We start from the raw sequence: 19,385 nt of genomic DNA on the forward strand, positions 1-19,385 counted from the left end.
AATTTATCGACGACCGATGAAACATCATTAAGCAGAATTTAAGCTGAATTAACCATCGCTAAATATTAATAAAAACGTGGCTGGACACTTTTATTCGGCGTTCTACACTTATCTTAAATCTTGTTTAATCGCTATTTTCTTTCGCTTTTGGGCAACTGTCTGCGCAGCAGAATGGGTCTGCATTTTCACGGAATCAGGAACGCCGGAACTATGGATTTTTATTTTTCCCGTTTTGAACATCGTCGTCCTCCGGAACCGTTAACAACACCGCGCTGGGTCATGTTCACCTGGCAGGTGTTAGCGGTCGCGGCGCTTATTCTGGGTGCTAATTATATTTACTGGCGCTGGACCGCCTCCCTGAATACTGACGCATTATGGTATGCCATTCCGCTGGTCCTCGCCGAAACCCTGGCGTGGATTGGCACCGTGCTGTTTACCATCAATTTGTGGAAAGAACAGGATCCGCCTCAGAGTCCGCCGCCCGGCGAAATTAACGAATGCCTGTCGCCTGAGGAGGCCGTAGAGCCCCGTCCCGTCAAGGTGGATCTGTTCATTGCCACCTACTCGGAAGACACCGAGCTGGTCAGGCTGTCCATTCGCGATGCCCTGAAGATGACGTACCCGTTCCCGATTGACTACCGCATCCACGTGCTTGATGACGGCCGCCGCCCGGAGATGAAAGCCGTTTGCGAAGAGGAAGGCGTTAACTATATCACTCGCCAGACCAACATCGGCTTTAAGGCCGGCAACCTGCGCAACGGCCTTGAGCAAACCGACGGCGATTTTATTGTTATCTGCGACGCCGACACCCGGGTATTTCCCACCCTGCTCAGCCATACGCTGGGCTATTTTCGCGATCCGGACGTGGCCTGGGTGCAGACGCCGCAGTGGTTCTTCGATCTTCCGGAAGGAGAAAACCTGTCGCGCTGGGGCCAGCGAAAAGCCGGAAAAGTGGGCTACGGCCTGGGCTGGCTGATTCAAAAGTGTGTTGGCCCGATCACGATTGGCCGCGACCCGTTTTTTAACGATCCGCGCATGTTCTATGACGTGATCCTGCGGCGGCGCAACTGGGCGAACGCGGCTTTCTGCTGCGGCGCAGCGTCCATTCACCGTCGCGAGGCGGTCATGCAGGCCGCGCTGAGAAGCTATGTCTGGTCCGTCGAAGAGGAGATCCATCGTCATACGCGCGACATTCGCGATGAGGAGACCCGGGACGCGCTGCAGAATGCAATGCGTCCGCACGTGGCGTTTGACACCGAGCTTACCCCCTACAAATTCCACGTCTCGGAAGATATTTACACCTCGGTGCTGCTGCACGGTGACGCCGCACGGCGCTGGCGCTCGGTTATGCATCCGCGGGTTGAGTCGAAGATGCTCTCTCCGCAGGATATGCTAACCTGGATGATCCAGCGCTTTAAGTACGCCGCCGGTTCGCTGGATATTTTGTTTCATGACAACATCTTCAGCCGTCGCCGCTTCAGGCTTTCACTCCCCCAGACGCTGATGTATGCCACCACCTTCTGGTCATACATGGCCTGCGTGTGGAACACGGTGTTTTTGATTTCGCCCATTATCTATCTGTTTACCGGCATTCCGCCGGTGTCCGCCTGGTCGACGCCGTTCTATCTCCACTTTCTCCCCTTTTTTATCTTCTCTGAACTGGCGTTTATGTTCGGCACCTGGGGGATCTCGGCCTGGGACGGCAGGGCCTCATACCTTTCCTTCTTTTCCATGAACCTGCGCGCGCTTAATACGGTGCTGCGGGGCGAGCAGATCAAATTTCACGTCACGCCAAAAGAGCGGCAGACGGGCCGTTTTCTCTACCTGGTGAAGCCGCAGATTGCCATCGTGGTGCTGACCCTCGCAGGGCTTATCTGGGGCGGTATTCAGGTGGCGCGTGGGCAGGTGGACGACCCCTCCGGCTACGTCACCAATATTTTCTGGGGAGGGGTGAACATCGCCGCCATGCTGCCGCTGATTTTCGCGGCCATGTGGACGCCCGCTGAAGAGGACGAGGTCACTCAATGAGGATACGTGACGCCCTGCTGCCCGCGCGCAGCTACCTCACCATTTTGCTCGGCTTCCTGATCGGCTTTGCCATTGTGGTCTGGGTGGAGAAACAGATGCCCACGCGCGTGGAAAGCAGCGGCGGCATCGCACTCAGTAAAGACTTCCCGCCGCTGCCCACAAAACGGGCGCTGACCTATGACGAAGCCATCTGGGCGCGGGTCGCCTGGCAATACTACGTGAATAATACCCAGCCAAACGGCCTGGCGAACGCCAGCGACGGTGAACCCTGGCTGAGCCTCTGGAGCGTGGGAAGCTACCTCTTTGCGACCGCTGCCGCAGAGCAGCTCAATATCATTTCCACCGATGAGTTTGACGAGAGGGTCAGCACCGCCGTGTTCACGCTGGGGCAACTGCCGCTCAATGACAAAGGTCTCCCCGCCGCCTATTACCATGCGGACACGCTCAAGATCCTGGGCAAACCTGACGCCTCCGCAATCGGTCTGAGCCGGCTGCTGACGGCATTACAGACCCTGCTGTGGCGCTATCCCCAGCACGCGGCGGCCATCCGCGATTTGTTGAGCGTGTGGCGCACCGCGGCGCTGATTGAAAATAACACCCAAAGCCAGGCTGCGGTGCCGCTCCACCACTGGACGCTGGCCGACGATGAACAGCGGGACACTTTTGGCTACCGTCTCTATGCCAGCCATACGCTGCGCCTGATTGACAGCGCGGCAGGACTCGCGGTGACCAACCCGCCGGAAGGGCAAAAGATGATCGATCTGGATGGCGTAATGGTGCCCGATGAAGGGCTTCGCACGCCCTGGGGCAAGCAAACCTCGCTGATCAGTCTCCCCTATCTGTTAACCGGTCTTGAGCTGGGCTTTGATGCGCAGAGCGCTGAAATTGCGTGGCGGATTATGCAGATCCAGCAGCGGCGCCACGGCCTGCGCGCGCCAAAACCCCCCGTCAGCACGGATTATGCCGAACCCGCGCCGGATTACGTTAACGATCTGCCGGACAGGCAGCCGGTACAGGCGCGTAACCTGCGCGACGAGGCGCCGGAGAAAGTGGCGATGACCTCCACCCGCACCGCGTTTGCCTGGTATGCCCTGTTCCGCAACAGCTGGAGCGAAGCGCTGCGCCAGCAGGTTCTGCCGCTTCAGGTGCCGGGTAAAGGCTGGCAGCGCGGGTTAAATCTCAACAACAGCGTCAATGGCGTCGTGGACGCCGATACCAATGCCATTGTGCTGGAAAGTCTGTCTTACATCGCGCATGGCCAGATGCTCTGTCTGGCCTGCCTCTACACATCCCCCTCAGCAGGAGCAACGCCATGAAGCCACGATCCCCGATCCTTTTCCACCTGCTCACGGGAATAACGATCTGCTGGCTGGCGCTATCGACCGTGCGTGCGGACACCGAGCTGCCTGCATCAGGTTACTCCCCGCGCAGCGGCGAGCTGACGGCCCGGGAGATGACCATCGCCAAAAACGCCTGGCAGTATTTCGTCACCAACTATCAGCCCACGACGGGCCTGGTGAATGCGGTCAACAAATATCCCTCCACCACCATGTGGGACAGCGCCTCCTATCTGGCCGCCCTGACGGCGGCGCGCGAGCTGGGGATCATTGATAAAGCGGAATTTGACCGCCGGATGCTGAAGTTTCTCGCCACGTTAAACACCCTGGTGCTGTTCCGCAACGAGCTGCCCAACAAGGCCTATAACACCATCAGCGGTCAGAAGGTGGACTACACCAACAAGCCCGGCGAAATTGGCTTCTCGGCGCTGGATATCGGGCGAATGCTGGTCTGGCTGAAAATCATCAAGGAGCGTTACCCGGAATACGGCAACAGTATTGATAACGTGGTGCTCGGCTGGGATTTCAGCCACGCGATCGACCCCTGCGGCACACTGTACGGAGCCTATCTGGAGAACGGCCAGCCAAAGTACGTTCAGGAAGGTCGACTGGGCTATGAAGAGTACGGCGCGGCCGGTTTCCAGCTGTGGGGGTTCAATACCTGCAAAGCCAGCCGTCCGCAGCCTTACGAGCTGGCCGAGATCTCCTGCGTGCTGGTCCCGTACGATACGCGCGACCCGCGCAACACGTCGCAGCATAACTACGTGGTGACGGAATCCTACCTGCTCTACGGGCTGGAGTTCGGCTTTGATAAACCGACCGACCGGGATAACGCCCCGCGCGACTACTCCCTGACGTGGATGAAAAACTTTGCCGACCGCGTTTATCAGGCTCAGGAGAACCGCTATACCATTACCGGCGTCCTGACCGCGCGCTCCGAGCACCAGCTCGATAAGGCCCCTTACTTCGTCTATGACACCGTCTTCAGCGACGGGTACAACTGGAACACCATTACCGATAAAGGCCAGTTTGTCCCTAACGCTGCCGCGATTTCGCTGAAGGCGGCGCTGGGCATGTGGGTGCTGTGGAACTCCCCCTATACCGACCGCCTGCTGAACACCATTGAGAATGCCAACGAAGAGGGAAAAGGCTACTACGAAGGGCTGTATGAAAACGGCGACGGGCCGATTAAAGAGTTCACCGCGAACAATAACGGCATCATGCTGGAGGCCCTGTTGTTCAAAAAAGAGGGAAAACTGCTGGCCTTCAACACCGACAACCCGAAGAGCAAGGATTTTGCCCCGTCTCTGTGGGATCGAAAGCTGCTCGATCAGTTTGAAGAGAACAACGCGCTGCGCAGCCGCCCGTTCCTTGCCAGCACCCCGGCCGTAAAAAGCTGGTGCGACCGGACCGGCGTCACGCAGCGCACCAAACCCGCCTGCCAGGCCTGTCAGTGCGCGTCATGCAGCGTGGACGAGCCCGTTAAACTGCCTCCGGTGACTGCGCAATGCTTAAAACCATAGCCAGAGGGCTTGCGGGATTACTCCTTGCAGGCGCGATCGTCTTTGCGCTGTTTGCCCATCAGGGCGCAGGCTGGCGCTGGCTCATCAGTGGCGGCTGGCACTCCAGCGCGCGCATTGCCGCCCTGACGCCGGAAGAGCAGACGTGGGCGGCGATCGCCTGGCGCTATTTCGTCAATAATACCCAGCCGCAAACCGGGCTGGTCAACGGCAGCGACAAACAGCCTCGCGTCACGCTCTGGCAAATGGGCGATACGCTTATCGCCCTGCTGGCGGCCAAAGAGCTGGGGCTGATTGAGGAGGCCGAGTATGACGCTCGCCTGACGCGGCTGATGGGCACCCTCAACCGCCTGATGCTGACCGAGGCCCGGACGCCCGGGCGACTCTATTCCAGCCAGACGGCGACGCCGATCGACTTTAGCGGCAAGCCGGTTAAAAATGGCTGGTCCGCGCGCGACATGGCGCGTCTGATGCTCGCCCTGCGCCTCACCGCAGAGCGGGAACCGCAGTACAGCGAATACCTCGATAAAATCATCCTGCGCTGGAATTTCTGCCCGGTCATCGATCGTGAAGGCGAACTGTGGTCATCTTCCCTGCAAAACGGCCAGCCGGTGGTGCGCGAGGAGCTGCGCCTGGGCGAGAGCGAATATGCCGCAACGGCGTTTCAGCTGTGGGGGTTTTCCCCGGAGAAAGCGTTTACGCCCCCGGCGCACCACGTCATCATCGCCCAACGGCGTCTGGCTGTTGATGCCCGGGATCCGCGCACCACGTGGCAGCCCTCCCTGATCACCACCCTTCCCTATATGCTGCCGGGCCTGGAGTTTGGCTGGGAGCCCGAAGGCGTTGCGGCCGATCGGCAAAAGCACCTGCGCAAGCAGGCCGAAAACGTCTGGCTGAGCCAGAAGAGCCGCTGGGAGACCGATAAGATCCTGACGGCCAGGGCAGATTTCTCGCTCCCGCAGGCGCCCTGGCATATCCAGGATACGGTCTGGGGAAATGGCTATGCCTGGAACTCTGTCGGCGACGATGGCCGGGACTACACCCGTTTCGCGCAGGTATCGACCAAAGCGGTCTTTGCCCTGTGGGCCCTGTGGGACACCCCGTACACCGACGTGCTGATGGCGGTGACAAAGCATCTTAACGATCCGCAAAAAGGCTGGTACGAAGGCCGCCAGGAAGCCACGGGCGATACTAACGCTGCGCTCACCCTTTCTACCAATGCCACGGTGCTGGAAGCCCTGTTCTTTAAACACAACGCGGGCCCCCTGTTTGACGCCCGCCGGGCTAAAAAAGAGAGCTACTTTACGCGCCGTGTGGCAGATGACTATACGCCCGTCGGGCACTGTCTACCGGGCGAAAATGCCGTAAGGAGGACGCCGTGAAATTTTACCGCGATCTGTTTGAATCCAGTCTGAACCGCGTCTTTCCGGATAATGATAAAACGGCGTTTTTTCAGACGTTCTATGACGCCTTCGTCCATATGTCACCCGAGACGGAGCAGCATTTTTCTCGCCTGCCGGATAGCGAGGGTCAGCAGACTCTGTTTAAGAGTTTCTTCGCCATGCTTGCGGTAGACGGCGCGTTAATCGTGCCTGATTTTCTCGAGCGCCTGGCGCGGGAGCAAAGTGACGACGGTCTCCACCTCCCGCCGCGTTTTTTCGCCCTGTGGCGCGAAGCGATGTTGAACACCGTGAGCCTGCGCGATCCGCAGTGCGACGATGAGATCCTGACGGCCTGGGCCATGGCGATCGCGCCCGGGCTGGAATACCTGCGCCGACAGGCAGAACTGCACTACCGCGCGTAGGAGGATCACGATGAGCGCATTCACGTACGATCTTAACGCGCTGCCGGCCGCCGTCATGATTTATGACGCCGAGGAACGCCTGCAGGCCTGGAATCACAACGTGGCCCTTTTTTATCCGGTCATTACCCCGTGGCTGAAGGTGGGCACAACGCTGGCGTCGCTGGCGGAACGCTTTATCGACGCCGTTTACAACGTCGACCCTGGCCTTCGTCAGACGCTGCGCGAGTCGATCGTGCGCAACTGTCGGCAGGATAAACACTGCGAAGTGCGGCAGGCAGGCCAGCGGCGGATCTTCGTCCAGCACCAGCGCCTTGCGGACGGCGGCATTGTCAGCCTGCACAGCGATGTTACGGAGCTGGATGAAGCACAGCGGGCGCGTCATCAGCTGCATGACGATTTTCTGCTGACGGCAGAATCCATCCATATCGGGATCTGGGACTGGCAGGTGTCTGGCGACACGCTCCAGGTCAACGATACCCTGCTTGCCATGCTGGGCCAGTCGCGCACCCAGTGGCGATATCCGGTGCGTTTTCTGCTCAATCAGGTCCACGAGAACGATCGCGCTGCGCTGCGCAAGGCGCTGCACGCGTCGAAGCAGGATCATCGTCCGGTCTTTGAATGCGAAATTCGCGTGCATCACCCTACCGAAGGTCTGCGCTGGATGCTGCTCTCCGGCCAGGTGGTCACGCTCTCCATTGAGGGAAACGCCGAGCGCGTGATTGGCACGCTGCAGGATATTACGCGCCGCAAGGAGGCTGAAATTCAGGCGTTCGCCTCGGCCATTGAGGCACAAAAAGCCAATGAGGCGAAAAGCGCGTTCCTGGCGAATATGAGCCATGAAATTCGCACCCCCATGAACGGCATTATTGGCATGACCCAGCTGTGCCTCGATACCTCTCTCAGTGCCGATCAGCGCGATTACCTGACGCTGGTGATGAGTTCTGCCCAGTCTCTGCTGCATATCATCAACGACATTCTCGACTTTTCCCGAATCGAAGCCGGCAAAGTGGAGCTGGAGGCGGAGCCCGTCCCGGTCCGCCCCTTCATTCAGTCGCTTATTCGCCCCCACATGCCGGGGGCGAGCGAAAAAGGCATTGAGCTGCTGGTCGATATTGCGCCCGACGTTCCCGACGTGCTGCTGGTCGACGGCGCGCGGCTGCGCCAGATCCTGACCAATCTGCTGGGTAACGCGCTGAAATTTACCCATCAAGGGGAAGTTATCCTGATTGTTGAGCCCGACGATAGCGCGGATCGATGGCGTTTCCGGGTGTGCGACAGCGGCATTGGCATACCGGCAGATAAGCAGAAAGCCATTTTTGAAGCCTTCAGCCAGGCGGATAACTCCACCACTCGACGCTATGGCGGTACGGGGCTCGGGCTAACCATCTCAGCGCGACTGGTCGCGGCGATGGGCGGCGAATTAACGGTCTCCAGCGAGCCGGGGATAGGCAGCGAATTTTCCTTCGTGCTACCGCTTGCGGCCCAGGCGCCTGGCCCGGAGGAACGCCGGCATAGCCATCGCTTTAACGGGGAACCCGTGCTGGTGGTTGATGATAACGCGACCAACCTGCGGCTATTGGCCGCCATGCTTAGCCAGATGGGGTTGAAACCCACCTGCGTTAATAACGCCAGCGAGGCCATCAACCGGGTTAAAACCGGAACGGCATGGCCCCTGATCCTGCTGGACGCGCAGATGCCGGATATGGACGGCGTGTCGCTGGCTCTCGAACTTTCGGTGCTGCCGCAGGTTGCTGAGAGCCATATCATCATGCTGAGCTCCATGAGCCGACATTTTGATATCAATATGCTGAAGCGGATCGGTATCCAGAACTACCTGCACAAACCTATCGCCCAGAATGAATTGCATCAGGCGATTGCCGCGGCGTTTGAACGTGCACCAAAGACGGTGAGTGAAAGCGCGCCCGCGCCCACCGTCGCGCCGGACACAGCCGGGCTCAGGGTCCTGCTTGCGGAAGATAATCTGGTCAACCAGAAGGTCGCCGCGCGCCTGCTTGAGCGGCTCGGGCACACCTGTCAGATCGTCGATAATGGCGTCGCACTGCTGGAACGCTGGCGCGCGGGCGTGTGGGACGTTTTGCTGATCGATCTTCAGATGCCAGAGATGGACGGTGAAACCGCCATTCGCCTGCTGCGTGAAGAAGAACGCGCCCGGCCCGGACCGGCGCAGCCCACCGTCGCCATGACGGCACACGCCATGCAGGGGGATAAAGAGCGCTGTCTTCAGATGGGGTTCGACGGCTACATTGCCAAACCCATCAGCCAGGAGCGTCTCGCTGAGGAGATTGCTCGCGTGCTCCCGCGCCACGATGACCCTTCCGCCTTCCCGGATGAAGCACGCCTGCTGAAGCAGTGTGCTGACGACCCTGTTCTGGTTCAGGAGCTGTTGGCCCTGTTTGGCGAAGGGCTGGAGGAGGCCATGAAGGCCATCACCCTGGCTATCGACAGCGACGATCGTGAAGCGCTGCGCCGCGCCGCCCACAAGCTGCGAGGAGAAGCCGTCACGCTGGATTTCGGGCGACTCGCCCGTCAGCTGCAGGTGCTGGAGAGCGAGGCGCACACGCTGGAGGGGCAACAGCTTGCGGCGCTAAACCAGCAGCTTCAAAAGGAATCGCTGCGCCTGATGGCGTGGCTCAACGCGCGCGGGGTAAACGCATGATGACTCGCAACTGCGCGCTGCTCGTTGCCCTGTTGACCACCCACACGGTGGCGAACGCTGCGCCGGTCAGCTGGTCTCTGGCCGGAGAATGGCAGGTTCAGGACGCCAATGATAGCGCGCGTCCTGCCGCATCAGGCTGGCGCCCGCTTCAGGTCCCCGCCAACTGGTACAGCGCCGGGTACGATCACCAGGGCGCGCTGTGGTACAAGCACGCGTTTTCCCTGCCCGTGCAGCCGCCCGACGTAATGAGCACCCTGGTGTTTGACGGCGTCGACTACCTGGCCGAGGTCACCCTGAACGGCCAACCGCTGGGCCAGCATGAGGGCTATTTTCAGCGCTTTTCGCTGGATGCCGGTCAAGCGTTACAACGTCACAACCGACTGGTGGTCAGGGTGGACAGCCCTTACGAAGATCCCACTAAGGTCTGGCCGCTGCATAAAACGGTCATGAAGGGGATCCTTAACCAGCATGACACGCGTCCCGGCGGGGCCTGGTCGCCGCAAGGACAGGACGCCAACTCGGGCGGCATCTGGGCGCCGGTGAGGCTGCATCTTAGCCGGGGCGCTACCCTTGATGAGACCATCCTGCGGCCAGACTGGTCACAGGGGCTGACGCACCCCGCGCTGAAAGCAGACATTCGCTATCGCGCGCTCGGTCAGGGCCCGGCGACCGTGCGGCTCACCGCCACGCCCGCCAACTTCAGCGGCAGGCGCTATCAGGCTGACTTTCCGGTTACCCTCGAAAGCGGCGCCCATTCCGTGCAGCTGACGCTGCCCATGCCGAAGGCAAAACTGTGGTGGCCCGTCGGTACCGGAAAACCCCACCTGTATACCATTCGCGTGGCATTTCGGGATGAAAACGGCCTGATGGATACGGCGGTCACCCGCACCGGGCTGCGCAAGATCGTCGAGCAGCCCGACAATAAGGGCTGGCTCATTAACGACAAACGCCTTTTCATTAAGGGCAGTAATTACATCGGTTCCCCCTGGCTCAGCACCATGACGCGAGAAAAATACCGTCGCGATCTTCGTCTGGTGGAAGCCATGAATGCCAACGCCATACGCGTGCACGGACACGTTGCCGGACGTGCGTTGTATGACGTGGCCGATGAGATGGGCATGATGATCTGGCAGGATGTTCCGCTGCAGTGGGGCTACAACAACAGTGCGGCTTTCACGGAAAATGCGGTTCGACAGACGCGGGAGATGATCGAACAGTTTGGCAATTCCCCCGCCATCATCGTCTGGGGCGGGCATAACGAACCGCCGTGGAACTCGCCGTGGATGGAAAAACGCTTCCCGGACTGGAATAAAGATCTGAATCGCGAACTCACGCAAAAGGTGGCGGATACGCTTGTCGAAGATACCTCGCGCATCGTGCACCGCTTCTCCGCCGTTGAGGAGCATTACTGGGCAGGCTGGTACTTTGGTACCGTACGCGACCTGCTTGCTCCGGCCAAAACGGGGATCATCACCGAGTTCGGCGCGCAGGCGCTTCCCCGCTTATCGACGCTAAAAACCATCATCCCGGCGGCGTCACTCTGGCCCAAAACGACCGCCGCTGACGATCCCGGCTGGACCGTCTGGAAATACCATAATTTTCAGCCCTTCCAGACCTTTAAGTTTGCCGGTATTTCGCGTGGGGACAACATTCAGGCGATGATCCGCAATACTCAGGCGTACCAGTCGCAGCTGGTGGCCACGGCGGCAGAGAGCTACCGTCGACAGCGCTACCAGCCGGTGACGGCCCTGTTCCACTTCATGTTTGTAGAAACCTGGCCCTCCATCAACTGGGGCGTGGTGGACTACCTGCGTAAGCCTAAAGCCGGGTTTTACGCCTTAAAACGCGCCTACCAGCCTGTTTTGCCGTCCATTGAACCCGTCACGGCGCAGTGGCAATCCGGGGCGGCGGCGACCGTGCGTCTGTGGGCCATCAACGACACCTGGAAACCGTGCCGCGAATGCCGTCTGAGCTGGCGCATCACCCAGCGCGATAAGGTGCTGGCAAAAGGCACGACGACGATGACGATCGCAGCAGACTCGGGAACGATGCTAAAAGCGGTCACGGCCACGCCCGCGGGCCAGGACGACGTGTCGATTCGGTTTACGATTGAAAACAGCGCGGGAAAAATTGTCGGCGAAAATCAGCGCACGGAGTCCGTCATAAAGTGAGCGAGGGGAAAAGGAAAATTGCCGCTTCCCCTGCTTTCTTGTACCCTTTCAGCGTTTACCCCAATCCCCTAAAAATCGAGACATCCGGACGCCTATGACTGCACATATTTCCAAAGATCCTTTGCATGGCGTAACGCTGGAGATGATGGTCAACGCCCTGGTGGCGAAATATGGCTGGAGCGAGTTGGGTGACCGCATCAAAATTAACTGTTTCAGAAAAGACCCCAGCGTTAAATCGAGCCTGAAATTTCTGCGCCGCACCCCGTGGGCGCGCGCGGAGGTTGAAGCCCTGTATCTGGACTCTCTCAGCGATGAGGGAAATACAGAGCAGGCGGCGCCCGCCTTTAATCCCTGGGCCAACAGCAGGATTATCAAGAGCTAATACGCAAATGACGCGACACGTAAAACGGATTGGTGCGCTGGCTGCCTGCGCGCTTTTACTTGTAAGCTGCTCCTCAAAACCACCCAAATCACTGGTTACCCCTCTTCCCACCGTCAGTAAACCGACGCCGCAGGCAAACGCCCCGATGCGCGGGATCTGGCTGGCGACCGTCTCGCGTCTCGACTGGCCGCCGGTGGCCTCGGTGAATGGCCGCAGCGCGGACCAGCGCATCGCGATGCAAAAGCAGGCGCTGATCGCAAAGCTCGACAACCTTAAGCAGCTCGGCATCAACACGGTATTTTTTCAGGTGAAGCCGGACAGCACGGCGCTCTGGTCATCCAAAATTTTACCGTGGTCAGATATGCTGACCGGCAACATCGGTGAGTATCCGGGGTACGATCCGCTGCAGTTTATGCTTGATGAAGCGCACAAGCGCGGCATGAAGGTCCATGCCTGGTTTAACCCCTATCGCGTATCGACCAATACCAAACCGTCCACCATCGCCGCCCTGAACCGGACGTCATACCAGACGCCGTCCAGCGTTTATGTCCAGCACCCGGAATGGGTCCGCATCTCGGGTGACCGCTTTGTGCTCGACCCGGGCATTCCGGAGGTGCGCGACTGGATAACCAAAGTGGTCACCGAAGTGGTGGCGAACTACCCGGTAGACGGCGTGCAGTTTGATGATTACTTCTATGCCGAATCGCCGGGATCCGCGCTCAATGACGCGCAGAGCTGGCGGCAGTACGGCCAGGGGTTTGCCTCAAAAGCCGACTGGCGAAGACACAATACGCAGCAGCTGATTGTCCAGGTCTCCCGCGCGATCAAGCAGACAAAACCCAACGTGGAGTTTGGCGTCAGCCCGGCGGGCGTGTGGCGCAACCGCTCCTTTGACCCGGCAGGCTCCGACACCCGCGGCGCCGCGGCCTATGATGAATCCTACGCCGATACGCGTCAGTGGGTGCAGCAGGGCCTGCTGGACTACATCGCGCCGCAGATTTACTGGCCCTTCTCCCGGGATGCCGCGCGCTACGACGTGCTGACCAGATGGTGGGCCGACGTGGTGAAGCCGACCCACACTCGCCTGTATATCGGCATTGCGTTCTACAAGGTTGGCGAGCCGTCGAAAAAAGAGCCGGACTGGACGGTTCAGGGCGGCGTGCCGGAGTTGAAAAAGCAGCTCGATCTCAACGATTCGCTGCCCAACGTCAACGGCACCATCCTGTTCCGGGAAGATTACCTGAACCAGCCGCAGACCCAGCAGGCGGTAAACTATCTCCGTGGACGCTGGGGTAGCTAAGTAACGATCAGGCAGAAACGCCCGTTTCTGCCTGTTTTTTACGGCTTCGGCCCGAACATCGCCTCGAGCTGCTGCGCATCCGGCATCCCCACCACCTGCTGCAGCTCGTTTTCCGCATTCAGATAGTAAATTGCAGGCGTGGCGTTAGCGCCGAGGCTGTCCATCAGCGCCTGATGTTTCTGTAGGATCGCAACCGTTTCGCGGGAAGCCTCGCCTTCAGGCTTGGGCAGTTTTTTGCCGCCGGTAAGCTCGTATTCGCGCCAGGCCGAAACCGGATCTTTCGCATTCAGAATGGCGGCGGCGTTGCGTCCGCTGTTGGGGTTGAGGAACGCCACCAGCAGCGTATTGAGCTGCACCTTACCGGCCTTCACCCACGGCTGCGCCTCGGACCAGAACTGCTTGCAGTACGGACAGAACGGATCGGCAAAGACAAAGACCTTGCGCGGGGCGCTATCCGCCCCTTCCTTCAGGGGATGCGCCGCGTTGAGGTTTTTCCACATCTCGCGTCCCATCGGGGCGTAGATCTCGTTCTGGAAATAGCCTTCGCTGAGGTTTTTTCCTTTGTCATCGTACAGATAGCCCGAAATGACGTGTTTGCCGTCCGGGGTTAAAAAGAGCGTCACGCCCATATCCTGATACTGCCCCAGCCAGGCTGGCGCCCCGCCCGGCGCATCCAGCTTCTTGATGATGTTGATCTGCTGCTGCTCGCTGAACTGCTTCACCACTTCCGGTATGGCTTCAGCCGCCTGTACCAGCCCTGACGTCGCCAGCGCCGAAAGTAACAGTAATTTTTTCATTTCCCTCTCCGGTTTATCGGGGGCATTACGCCCCCTTCAGGTTAGCGGTTTTTCAGTGCTTCACTGACCATTTCGTCGAATTGTTCGAACGGCACCCAGCCGGGAAGCAGCCCCTCGCCGATAAGCGTGGCAGGCGTGCCCTGGATCCCCATTTTTTCCGCCACAATGAGGCTGCGCCTGATCGTCAGAAAACTCTCCTCGTCCGGCGTCGTCACGCTCACGCCCGCCCGCTTTTGCGCCTCCTGAATGCTGGCGTCATCGTGGTACCCCTTTTTCGCCATCAGGGTGTGGTTCAGCTTCATAAACTGCTCAGGATGCGCACGCCAGACGGTTAGCGCGTCGCGCGCGGCGGTCAGCGAACTTTCCGAGCGGAAAGGTAAAAACTTAAAGACCACCGCCACATCCGGATGTTTTTCGACAATCTTCTCCAGGTACGGATCGAATTTTTTACAGTACGGGCAGTTGTAGTCGGTAAACACCACCAGGGTGAGCTTTGGGTTTTTCGCGCCGATGCGCGGGGAGTTCGGATCGTTAAACAGGAAATCAGCGATTGTCTTCTGCGCGCGCTGCTCCTGGTCCGGCGTCAGCGGCTGCGCGGCAAATACCTGAAGCGGGGCCAGCAGGAGCAGAAGCGTAATAAGGAATTTTTTCATGACACAGTTAGCCTTTTGCGTTGTTCAGGGTGGTGACCAGGGTGCGCTTGTCCAGCAGCGGCGAGAGGATCTCGCCATCAGGCAGGCCGGGGCCATACACCGCGTTAAACGGAATGGCGTAGCGGTTTCGCTTCGCCAGAAAATCCGCGATAAACGCGGACGGCTGGCTCCAGTCCCCGCGCAGGGCCACCACGTCCGGCTGGCGCAGCGCGGCAATCACGTCCGGCTGACTCAGTACGCGGTGCTCGTTAACTTTGCACGTCACGCACCAGTCCGCGGAGATATCCACAAACACCCGTTTCCCCTGCGCCAGCGCGTTCTCGATAGCCTCTTCGCTGAGCGGCTGCCACGGGATAGTCTGCGCAACGTTTTGTGCCGGAGCGTCAGGCGGCGCGTTAAGCAGACCGCGCACCTGATACCCGCCGAACGCCGACAGCGCGATGACCACCACCCAGAAAAGCGGCGAAGATTTTTGCCCCTTTAGCGCAAACAGCACCAGCGCGACGGCAGTCAGCCCCAGCATCACGATCTGGCTGACCGCCTCGCCCAGATGCACGCTCAACAGCGTCGCCAGCCAGAGGCTGGAGGCCAGCATCATCAGGCCAAGGATGACCCTGAGCGTGTTCATCCAGCGGCCGGGTTTCGGCAGCAGCATGGCCGCTTTCGGCACCAGGGCAACGAACAGCCACGGCAGGCTCATGCCCACGCCGAGCATCAGGAAGATCAGCCACAGGGCGTGCAGCGGCGCGCCAAGGGCAAAGGCGACCGCCGTACCGAGGAACGGCGCGGAGCACGGCGTTGCCAGCAGCGTGGCGAACATCCCTTCGCAGAAGCTGCCGCCAATCCCCGATCCCCCTGCCGTCGCCAGCCGTCCTGCGGCGGCAGAAGGGAGCAGCATCTCAAACGCCCCAAACAGGTTCAGCGCAAACAGGAAGGTCACGGCAACCATCAGGCCGATAAACCACGGGTTCTGGAACTGAATGCCCCACCCCAGCGACGCTCCGGCCAGCTTCAGCGCGGTGACCATCCCGGCCAGCAGCATGAAGGAGGTGAGGATTCCGGCGCTGGTGGCCAGAAAGCGCAGCCGGATGGCACGCCTGTCCGAGCCCGCCTGCAGGATGCTGTTAAGCTTCATGCCCATTACCGGCAGCACGCAGGGCATCAGGTTGAGGATCAGCCCGCCTAATAGCGCAAAGAGCACCATTTTTCCCGTCCCGTCCGGTGCGGAGGTCTCTTCGGGCGTTGTCCCAACGGTCATGGTGGTTTGCTGCGCCCGATCGCCGTTGGTCAGCACAAACGACAGCCACTTGCCTGCCAGCGAGGCGGGTTTATCGCCCCATTCGTCGGTCACGGGCACCGTCACCCGAAGCGCAGTGCCGTCATGTTTAATGACCGGCTCGCCGGGCAGAATGTCACCCTCCAGCGGGTCAAAGTAGATCCCCGGATTATCCCATTTCCCGTCCGTGGTGCCGGTAATCACCAGATTGCCGTCGGAAAGCCAGGCGGACAGATTGGAAGACACGCCCGACGTGCCGGGCACGGCGCGCATCGCTTGCTCGAAGGCGCTGCGGGAGCCCTCATCCACCGGCTGGGTAAAATCGAGATGCAGCGGGTAGTCCGTCAGCAGGCAGACGTTGCTGCACGTGGAGAGCGTGAGCGTTCCATTGAGCGCGTCGCTCTTCACCCCGTCGAGAACGATCGGGATAGTGACCTTATCGTGATAGCCCTGCGTCGTCATGCCGGAGATATCGAAACGCGACGGTACCGGCCAGGACCAGCTGTCCGTTACGCCGTCCGGCCAGGTGATTTTCGGCGCCACGCCGCCCTCGCCCGGCGATCGCCAGTAGGTTTTCCAGCCGGGCTTTAGCTCAACGGTGAGCAGACCCTTAATGTGCGTTTGCTCCCTCTCCGCCTGAAAGCGGATGCGGGCGTGATCGTTTTGTGGGGAGACCAGCCAGCCGGTGTCCGCCGCATGGACAATGCCGATGCAGGACAGCCACAGGAAGACGAATCCCCTGAAGAGGTTAACCATGTTGTACTCCGTGAACAGTGAAAAATTATCGTGTGGTGACGATGTTTTTCATTCACGGAAAACGCAGTTTTTAAGGTGTATTCGGGGAGGTGGTGCCTGAACGGGCTGTTCCGCGGGAGCCAGTGCCCGCCCTTGCGTCAACAGCTGCAGCAGCGCGAAGAAGATAATAATGGCCGGTAACGCACCGTCGAAGAACAGCGGCTGGGCGCAAAGCAGCGAGTGCGCGCCGAGCTGACACGGCGACGGGCCGGGTTGTTCAGTGTTGCTGGTTTGAGCCGGGGCATCTGTACTCAGCGAAATCTGCGGATCCAGTCCCTGTAAAAAATGGTTGAGCATCACCGCACGCTGCACGAGGCAAAGCGCCATCGCGAGACAGGTGATAATCAAAAGCCATTTTCCGAGGAGCTGACGGTTGCGCATAACATTCCAGAGTGACAAGACGCCCCGATCATAAACGATAGTGATGAATCTACAAGTGCCGGAAGTGTAAGGTTTTGTCTGCCGCCGCTATTCGCCCGTCAGCGCGTCATAGACGTCCCGCAGCTGCGTGCGCAGAAACAGCACCGCCTTGTGCTTGCGGGATAACAGCGCCTGTTCGCTGGCGCCGGTCTCCTCTGCCAGCATTTTAATGCTGTAGCCGTGGAGCTCGGTCTTTTCAAACGCCTCCCGCTGCGGCGGCGGGAGTTCTGACAGCGCCTGGCCCAGCTCTTCCCACAGCAGCGTCTTGAGGTACTCCTCCTCCGGCGTGTGCGGTACGCCGAACAGGGTTTCGGCCAGCTCGTCTTCCGGAAAACCCTCGTCTTCGCCCGTAAAATAGCCGGAGAGCGACACCTCACGCTTTTTGCGCGCCCGGTCGGTCATCTCGTTACGCGCCGCGCGGAACAGCCAGGCGGCAACGTTTTCGACCGGCTGCTCCACTTTCATCAGCTGATACGTCACTTCCTGCAAAATGTCGTCGGCATCATCGCGCACGGACGTCCGTCCGCGAATGAAGGCTTTCAGCCGGGCGCGACAGGCGTTTAGCGCCGACATCAGCATGGATCCGCCCGCCTCCCCGGCTTTCATCTCGCTCACTCCGCGTCCGGCGCTTTTGGCGTAGCGTCATCGCGCTTATCGTCACGATGACCGTGCCAGCCGCAGTGGCCGCGTCCGTGGCGACCGAACCCTTCGCGGCGCTGCTGAATAAACGCCTCACGCTGCTCGGGCGTCATGTTCATCCAGCGCTCGTGCATCCGGCGGTGCGCGCCAAACATCCCCGGGCGGAACCCCAGCCCACCGAACAGAATGCGGCTCAGCACCAGAATGCCCAGCGCTTGCCAAAACCCGATGGCCTTCACGCCGAGGATAGCCGGGAGCAAGGCGTTCCACAGGGACATCACCAGCAGGCCGAGCACGATGAAAATTACCGCGCCGATGATTAAGCCCTTACCCATACGGTGGCGACCGAATCCGCGCCCGTGACCTCTGCCGTGCAGTTCAAAATCTCTCATGGTGTTTACCTCGTTTACAGTAATTGATTATGGCGTGTGATGAGGTAGACGGATGAGGAAGGGAAATATTGCTGGGGAGAATAAAATTTTTTGTGCTGCAGAATTTGGACTCATAGCGGTAACGGCTGACGGATGCTATGAGTCGCTTGCAGGAAAATCATCGCGTACCAAGAAGTCGCTTAACCAATGCAATAGCAATGACGGCCAGTATGATTGACAACAGTGCCAGGAAGATGAGCAAGGATAATAGTGGATTTAACAAGCCACCTAAACTGGTGAAGTCGCTGAGACGGCCAAGTTGCTCGGACGTGCATACACGCAGAATGATCTCAGGGATAATAAGCAAAAAAATAATGACGGTCAGGACATAAACCAGAGCACTCTTGCGCTTTCCCATTTTCGATGTTGCCCCTCTATCAAACATGATCAATGATAATAAGGTAATGATACTGCAAGGTTATATAAAATGGCACAAAACTATTTGCAACTGAAAATGCAGTCGAATAAAAAGTTAGCTATTGCACTAACAAACTCGCTTAGAGACATGCATGAAGATCATATGGCAACTCTGGAAAAGGTGAAACAGGGAACGCAGCGCCTGGTTAGCTACGGGGCATGTTTGATGCCAGACGAGTATTATCGTAACGCATGCCGTGATACCTGGCGTGAAGACAAACGCTTAGTCCTTGCCTTAGGTGAAATTTACAACCGAAAAGATGTCACTTTAGACATGGTTGAAATCTATTTTAGGAAAACTCTTATTAGACTTGGCGAACAAAAGAGCACAGACCTGATTACTAATATCCATAACTTGTTGGGTAAAGCTGCTGACCATGCATCGGCTAAAGCCAGCAAGCTAGCCCTCTCCTTTACTCTTGCGAACCTGATCATCAACAGCAAAGATTTTAAGCAAAATCATATCAGGCTTGTGAACTCATTCTCGACTTGGTTCGTTAATGGTGCAACGCTTTACTCAAAGGCTCAGGTAGCAGCATCTGCGGCTAATCGACTCAAATTTCAGGATCCGCAGTACTACCAGGCACTTTATAAAGAAAATATCGAGATGTTATACTTCTTAATCGAACCACAAATGTCTGAAATCATTTATCAGGTAAACTCTGGGGATAATAACGAGCAAGTGATAGGCGACGCCTTGTACGAGATACTGCGGAAATGAAACAAGCAATTTTATGG

General features: G+C 58.8%; 17 protein-coding genes. 10 read left to right on the forward strand and 7 right to left on the reverse strand.

The genetic code is table 11. The annotated features are described in order from the left end of the window. Positions 1 to 210 precede the first annotated feature (210 nt). From FHC48_RS00490 to FHC48_RS00530, 9 genes are all read left to right on the forward strand, one after another. Positions 211 to 2,028, forward strand: a complete 1,818-nt coding sequence (locus FHC48_RS00490; RefSeq protein WP_220420483.1) for a glycosyltransferase — start codon at positions 211 to 213, stop codon at positions 2,026 to 2,028. Further along, positions 2,025 to 3,344 (forward strand): DUF3131 domain-containing protein, encoded by a 1,320-nt coding sequence (locus FHC48_RS00495; protein WP_059363642.1) that lies wholly within the window; start codon positions 2,025 to 2,027, stop codon positions 3,342 to 3,344. Before FHC48_RS00490 ends, FHC48_RS00495 begins: the two co-directional genes overlap by 4 nt. Then, the gene (locus FHC48_RS00500) at positions 3,341 to 4,888 is read left to right on the forward strand and encodes a DUF3131 domain-containing protein (RefSeq protein ID WP_059363640.1); all 1,548 of its coding nucleotides are present in this window, start codon (positions 3,341 to 3,343) and stop codon (positions 4,886 to 4,888) included. The genes FHC48_RS00495 and FHC48_RS00500 overlap by 4 nt, the downstream gene beginning before the upstream one ends. Further along, positions 4,873 to 6,267 carry a DUF3131 domain-containing protein gene (locus tag FHC48_RS00505; RefSeq protein WP_039025523.1) on the forward strand — a complete coding sequence of 465 codons (1,395 nt, stop codon included), beginning with the start codon at positions 4,873 to 4,875 and terminating at the stop codon, positions 6,265 to 6,267. The genes FHC48_RS00500 and FHC48_RS00505 overlap by 16 nt, the downstream gene beginning before the upstream one ends. Then, the gene (locus FHC48_RS00510; protein WP_008501676.1) at positions 6,264 to 6,689 is read left to right on the forward strand and encodes a globin; all 426 of its coding nucleotides are present in this window, start codon (positions 6,264 to 6,266) and stop codon (positions 6,687 to 6,689) included. The genes FHC48_RS00505 and FHC48_RS00510 overlap by 4 nt, the downstream gene beginning before the upstream one ends. Before the next feature lie 10 nt (positions 6,690 to 6,699). After that, positions 6,700 to 9,366: a response regulator gene (locus FHC48_RS00515; protein WP_220418725.1), complete on the forward strand. Its 2,667-nt coding sequence runs from the start codon at positions 6,700 to 6,702 to the stop codon at positions 9,364 to 9,366. Further along, on the forward strand, positions 9,366 to 11,537 hold the full coding sequence (locus FHC48_RS00520; RefSeq protein WP_394851500.1) for a glycosyl hydrolase 2 galactose-binding domain-containing protein: 2,172 nt from the start codon (positions 9,366 to 9,368) through the stop codon (positions 11,535 to 11,537). Before FHC48_RS00515 ends, FHC48_RS00520 begins: the two co-directional genes overlap by 1 nt. 94 nt (positions 11,538 to 11,631) lie before the next feature. Then, positions 11,632 to 11,919 (forward strand): VF530 family DNA-binding protein, encoded by a 288-nt coding sequence (locus tag FHC48_RS00525; protein ID WP_023292372.1) that lies wholly within the window; start codon positions 11,632 to 11,634, stop codon positions 11,917 to 11,919. 7 nt (positions 11,920 to 11,926) lie between these two features. Beyond that, the gene (locus FHC48_RS00530) at positions 11,927 to 13,219 is read left to right on the forward strand and encodes a glycoside hydrolase family 10 protein (protein ID WP_023344174.1); all 1,293 of its coding nucleotides are present in this window, start codon (positions 11,927 to 11,929) and stop codon (positions 13,217 to 13,219) included. Positions 13,220 to 13,257: 38 nt separating this feature from the next. Here the strand turns inward: FHC48_RS00530 and dsbG are convergent, their stop codons facing one another. The 7 genes from dsbG to FHC48_RS00565 all read right to left on the reverse strand — a co-directional run bounded on the left by dsbG (position 13,258) and on the right by FHC48_RS00565 (position 18,588). Beyond that, positions 13,258 to 14,016: a thiol:disulfide interchange protein DsbG gene (gene dsbG / locus FHC48_RS00535; RefSeq protein WP_059363637.1), complete on the reverse strand. Its 759-nt coding sequence runs from the start codon at positions 14,014 to 14,016 to the stop codon at positions 13,258 to 13,260. A gap of 41 nt (positions 14,017 to 14,057) precedes the next feature. Continuing rightward, positions 14,058 to 14,669 (reverse strand): DsbA family protein, encoded by a 612-nt coding sequence (locus FHC48_RS00540; protein WP_023292370.1) that lies wholly within the window; start codon positions 14,667 to 14,669, stop codon positions 14,058 to 14,060. A 7-nt stretch (positions 14,670 to 14,676) separates the two neighbouring features. Beyond that, positions 14,677 to 16,701 carry a protein-disulfide reductase DsbD gene (locus FHC48_RS00545; RefSeq protein ID WP_220418724.1) on the reverse strand — a complete coding sequence of 675 codons (2,025 nt, stop codon included), beginning with the start codon at positions 16,699 to 16,701 and terminating at the stop codon, positions 14,677 to 14,679. A gap of 48 nt (positions 16,702 to 16,749) precedes the next feature. Continuing rightward, positions 16,750 to 17,121: a hypothetical protein gene (locus FHC48_RS00550; protein ID WP_059363073.1), complete on the reverse strand. Its 372-nt coding sequence runs from the start codon at positions 17,119 to 17,121 to the stop codon at positions 16,750 to 16,752. A gap of 87 nt (positions 17,122 to 17,208) precedes the next feature. Next, the gene (locus FHC48_RS00555) at positions 17,209 to 17,766 is read right to left on the reverse strand and encodes an RNA polymerase sigma factor (RefSeq protein ID WP_084833560.1); all 558 of its coding nucleotides are present in this window, start codon (positions 17,764 to 17,766) and stop codon (positions 17,209 to 17,211) included. Between the two features lie 5 nt (positions 17,767 to 17,771). Next, a complete protein-coding gene (locus tag FHC48_RS00560; RefSeq protein ID WP_021240169.1) occupies positions 17,772 to 18,191 on the reverse strand; it encodes a hypothetical protein in 420 nt (139 codons plus the stop codon). 157 nt (positions 18,192 to 18,348) lie between these two features. Next, positions 18,349 to 18,588 carry a hypothetical protein gene (locus tag FHC48_RS00565; RefSeq protein ID WP_059363067.1) on the reverse strand — a complete coding sequence of 80 codons (240 nt, stop codon included), beginning with the start codon at positions 18,586 to 18,588 and terminating at the stop codon, positions 18,349 to 18,351. Positions 18,589 to 18,657: 69 nt separating this feature from the next. On the opposite strand from FHC48_RS00565, the gene FHC48_RS00570 reads away from it, so the two are divergent. Next, positions 18,658 to 19,368 carry a hypothetical protein gene (locus tag FHC48_RS00570; RefSeq protein WP_059363066.1) on the forward strand — a complete coding sequence of 237 codons (711 nt, stop codon included), beginning with the start codon at positions 18,658 to 18,660 and terminating at the stop codon, positions 19,366 to 19,368. Positions 19,369 to 19,385 lie beyond the last annotated feature (17 nt).

The organism is Enterobacter sp. EC_50 (genome assembly GCF_019584525.1).
Taxonomy (GTDB): domain Bacteria; phylum Pseudomonadota; class Gammaproteobacteria; order Enterobacterales; family Enterobacteriaceae; genus Enterobacter; species Enterobacter roggenkampii.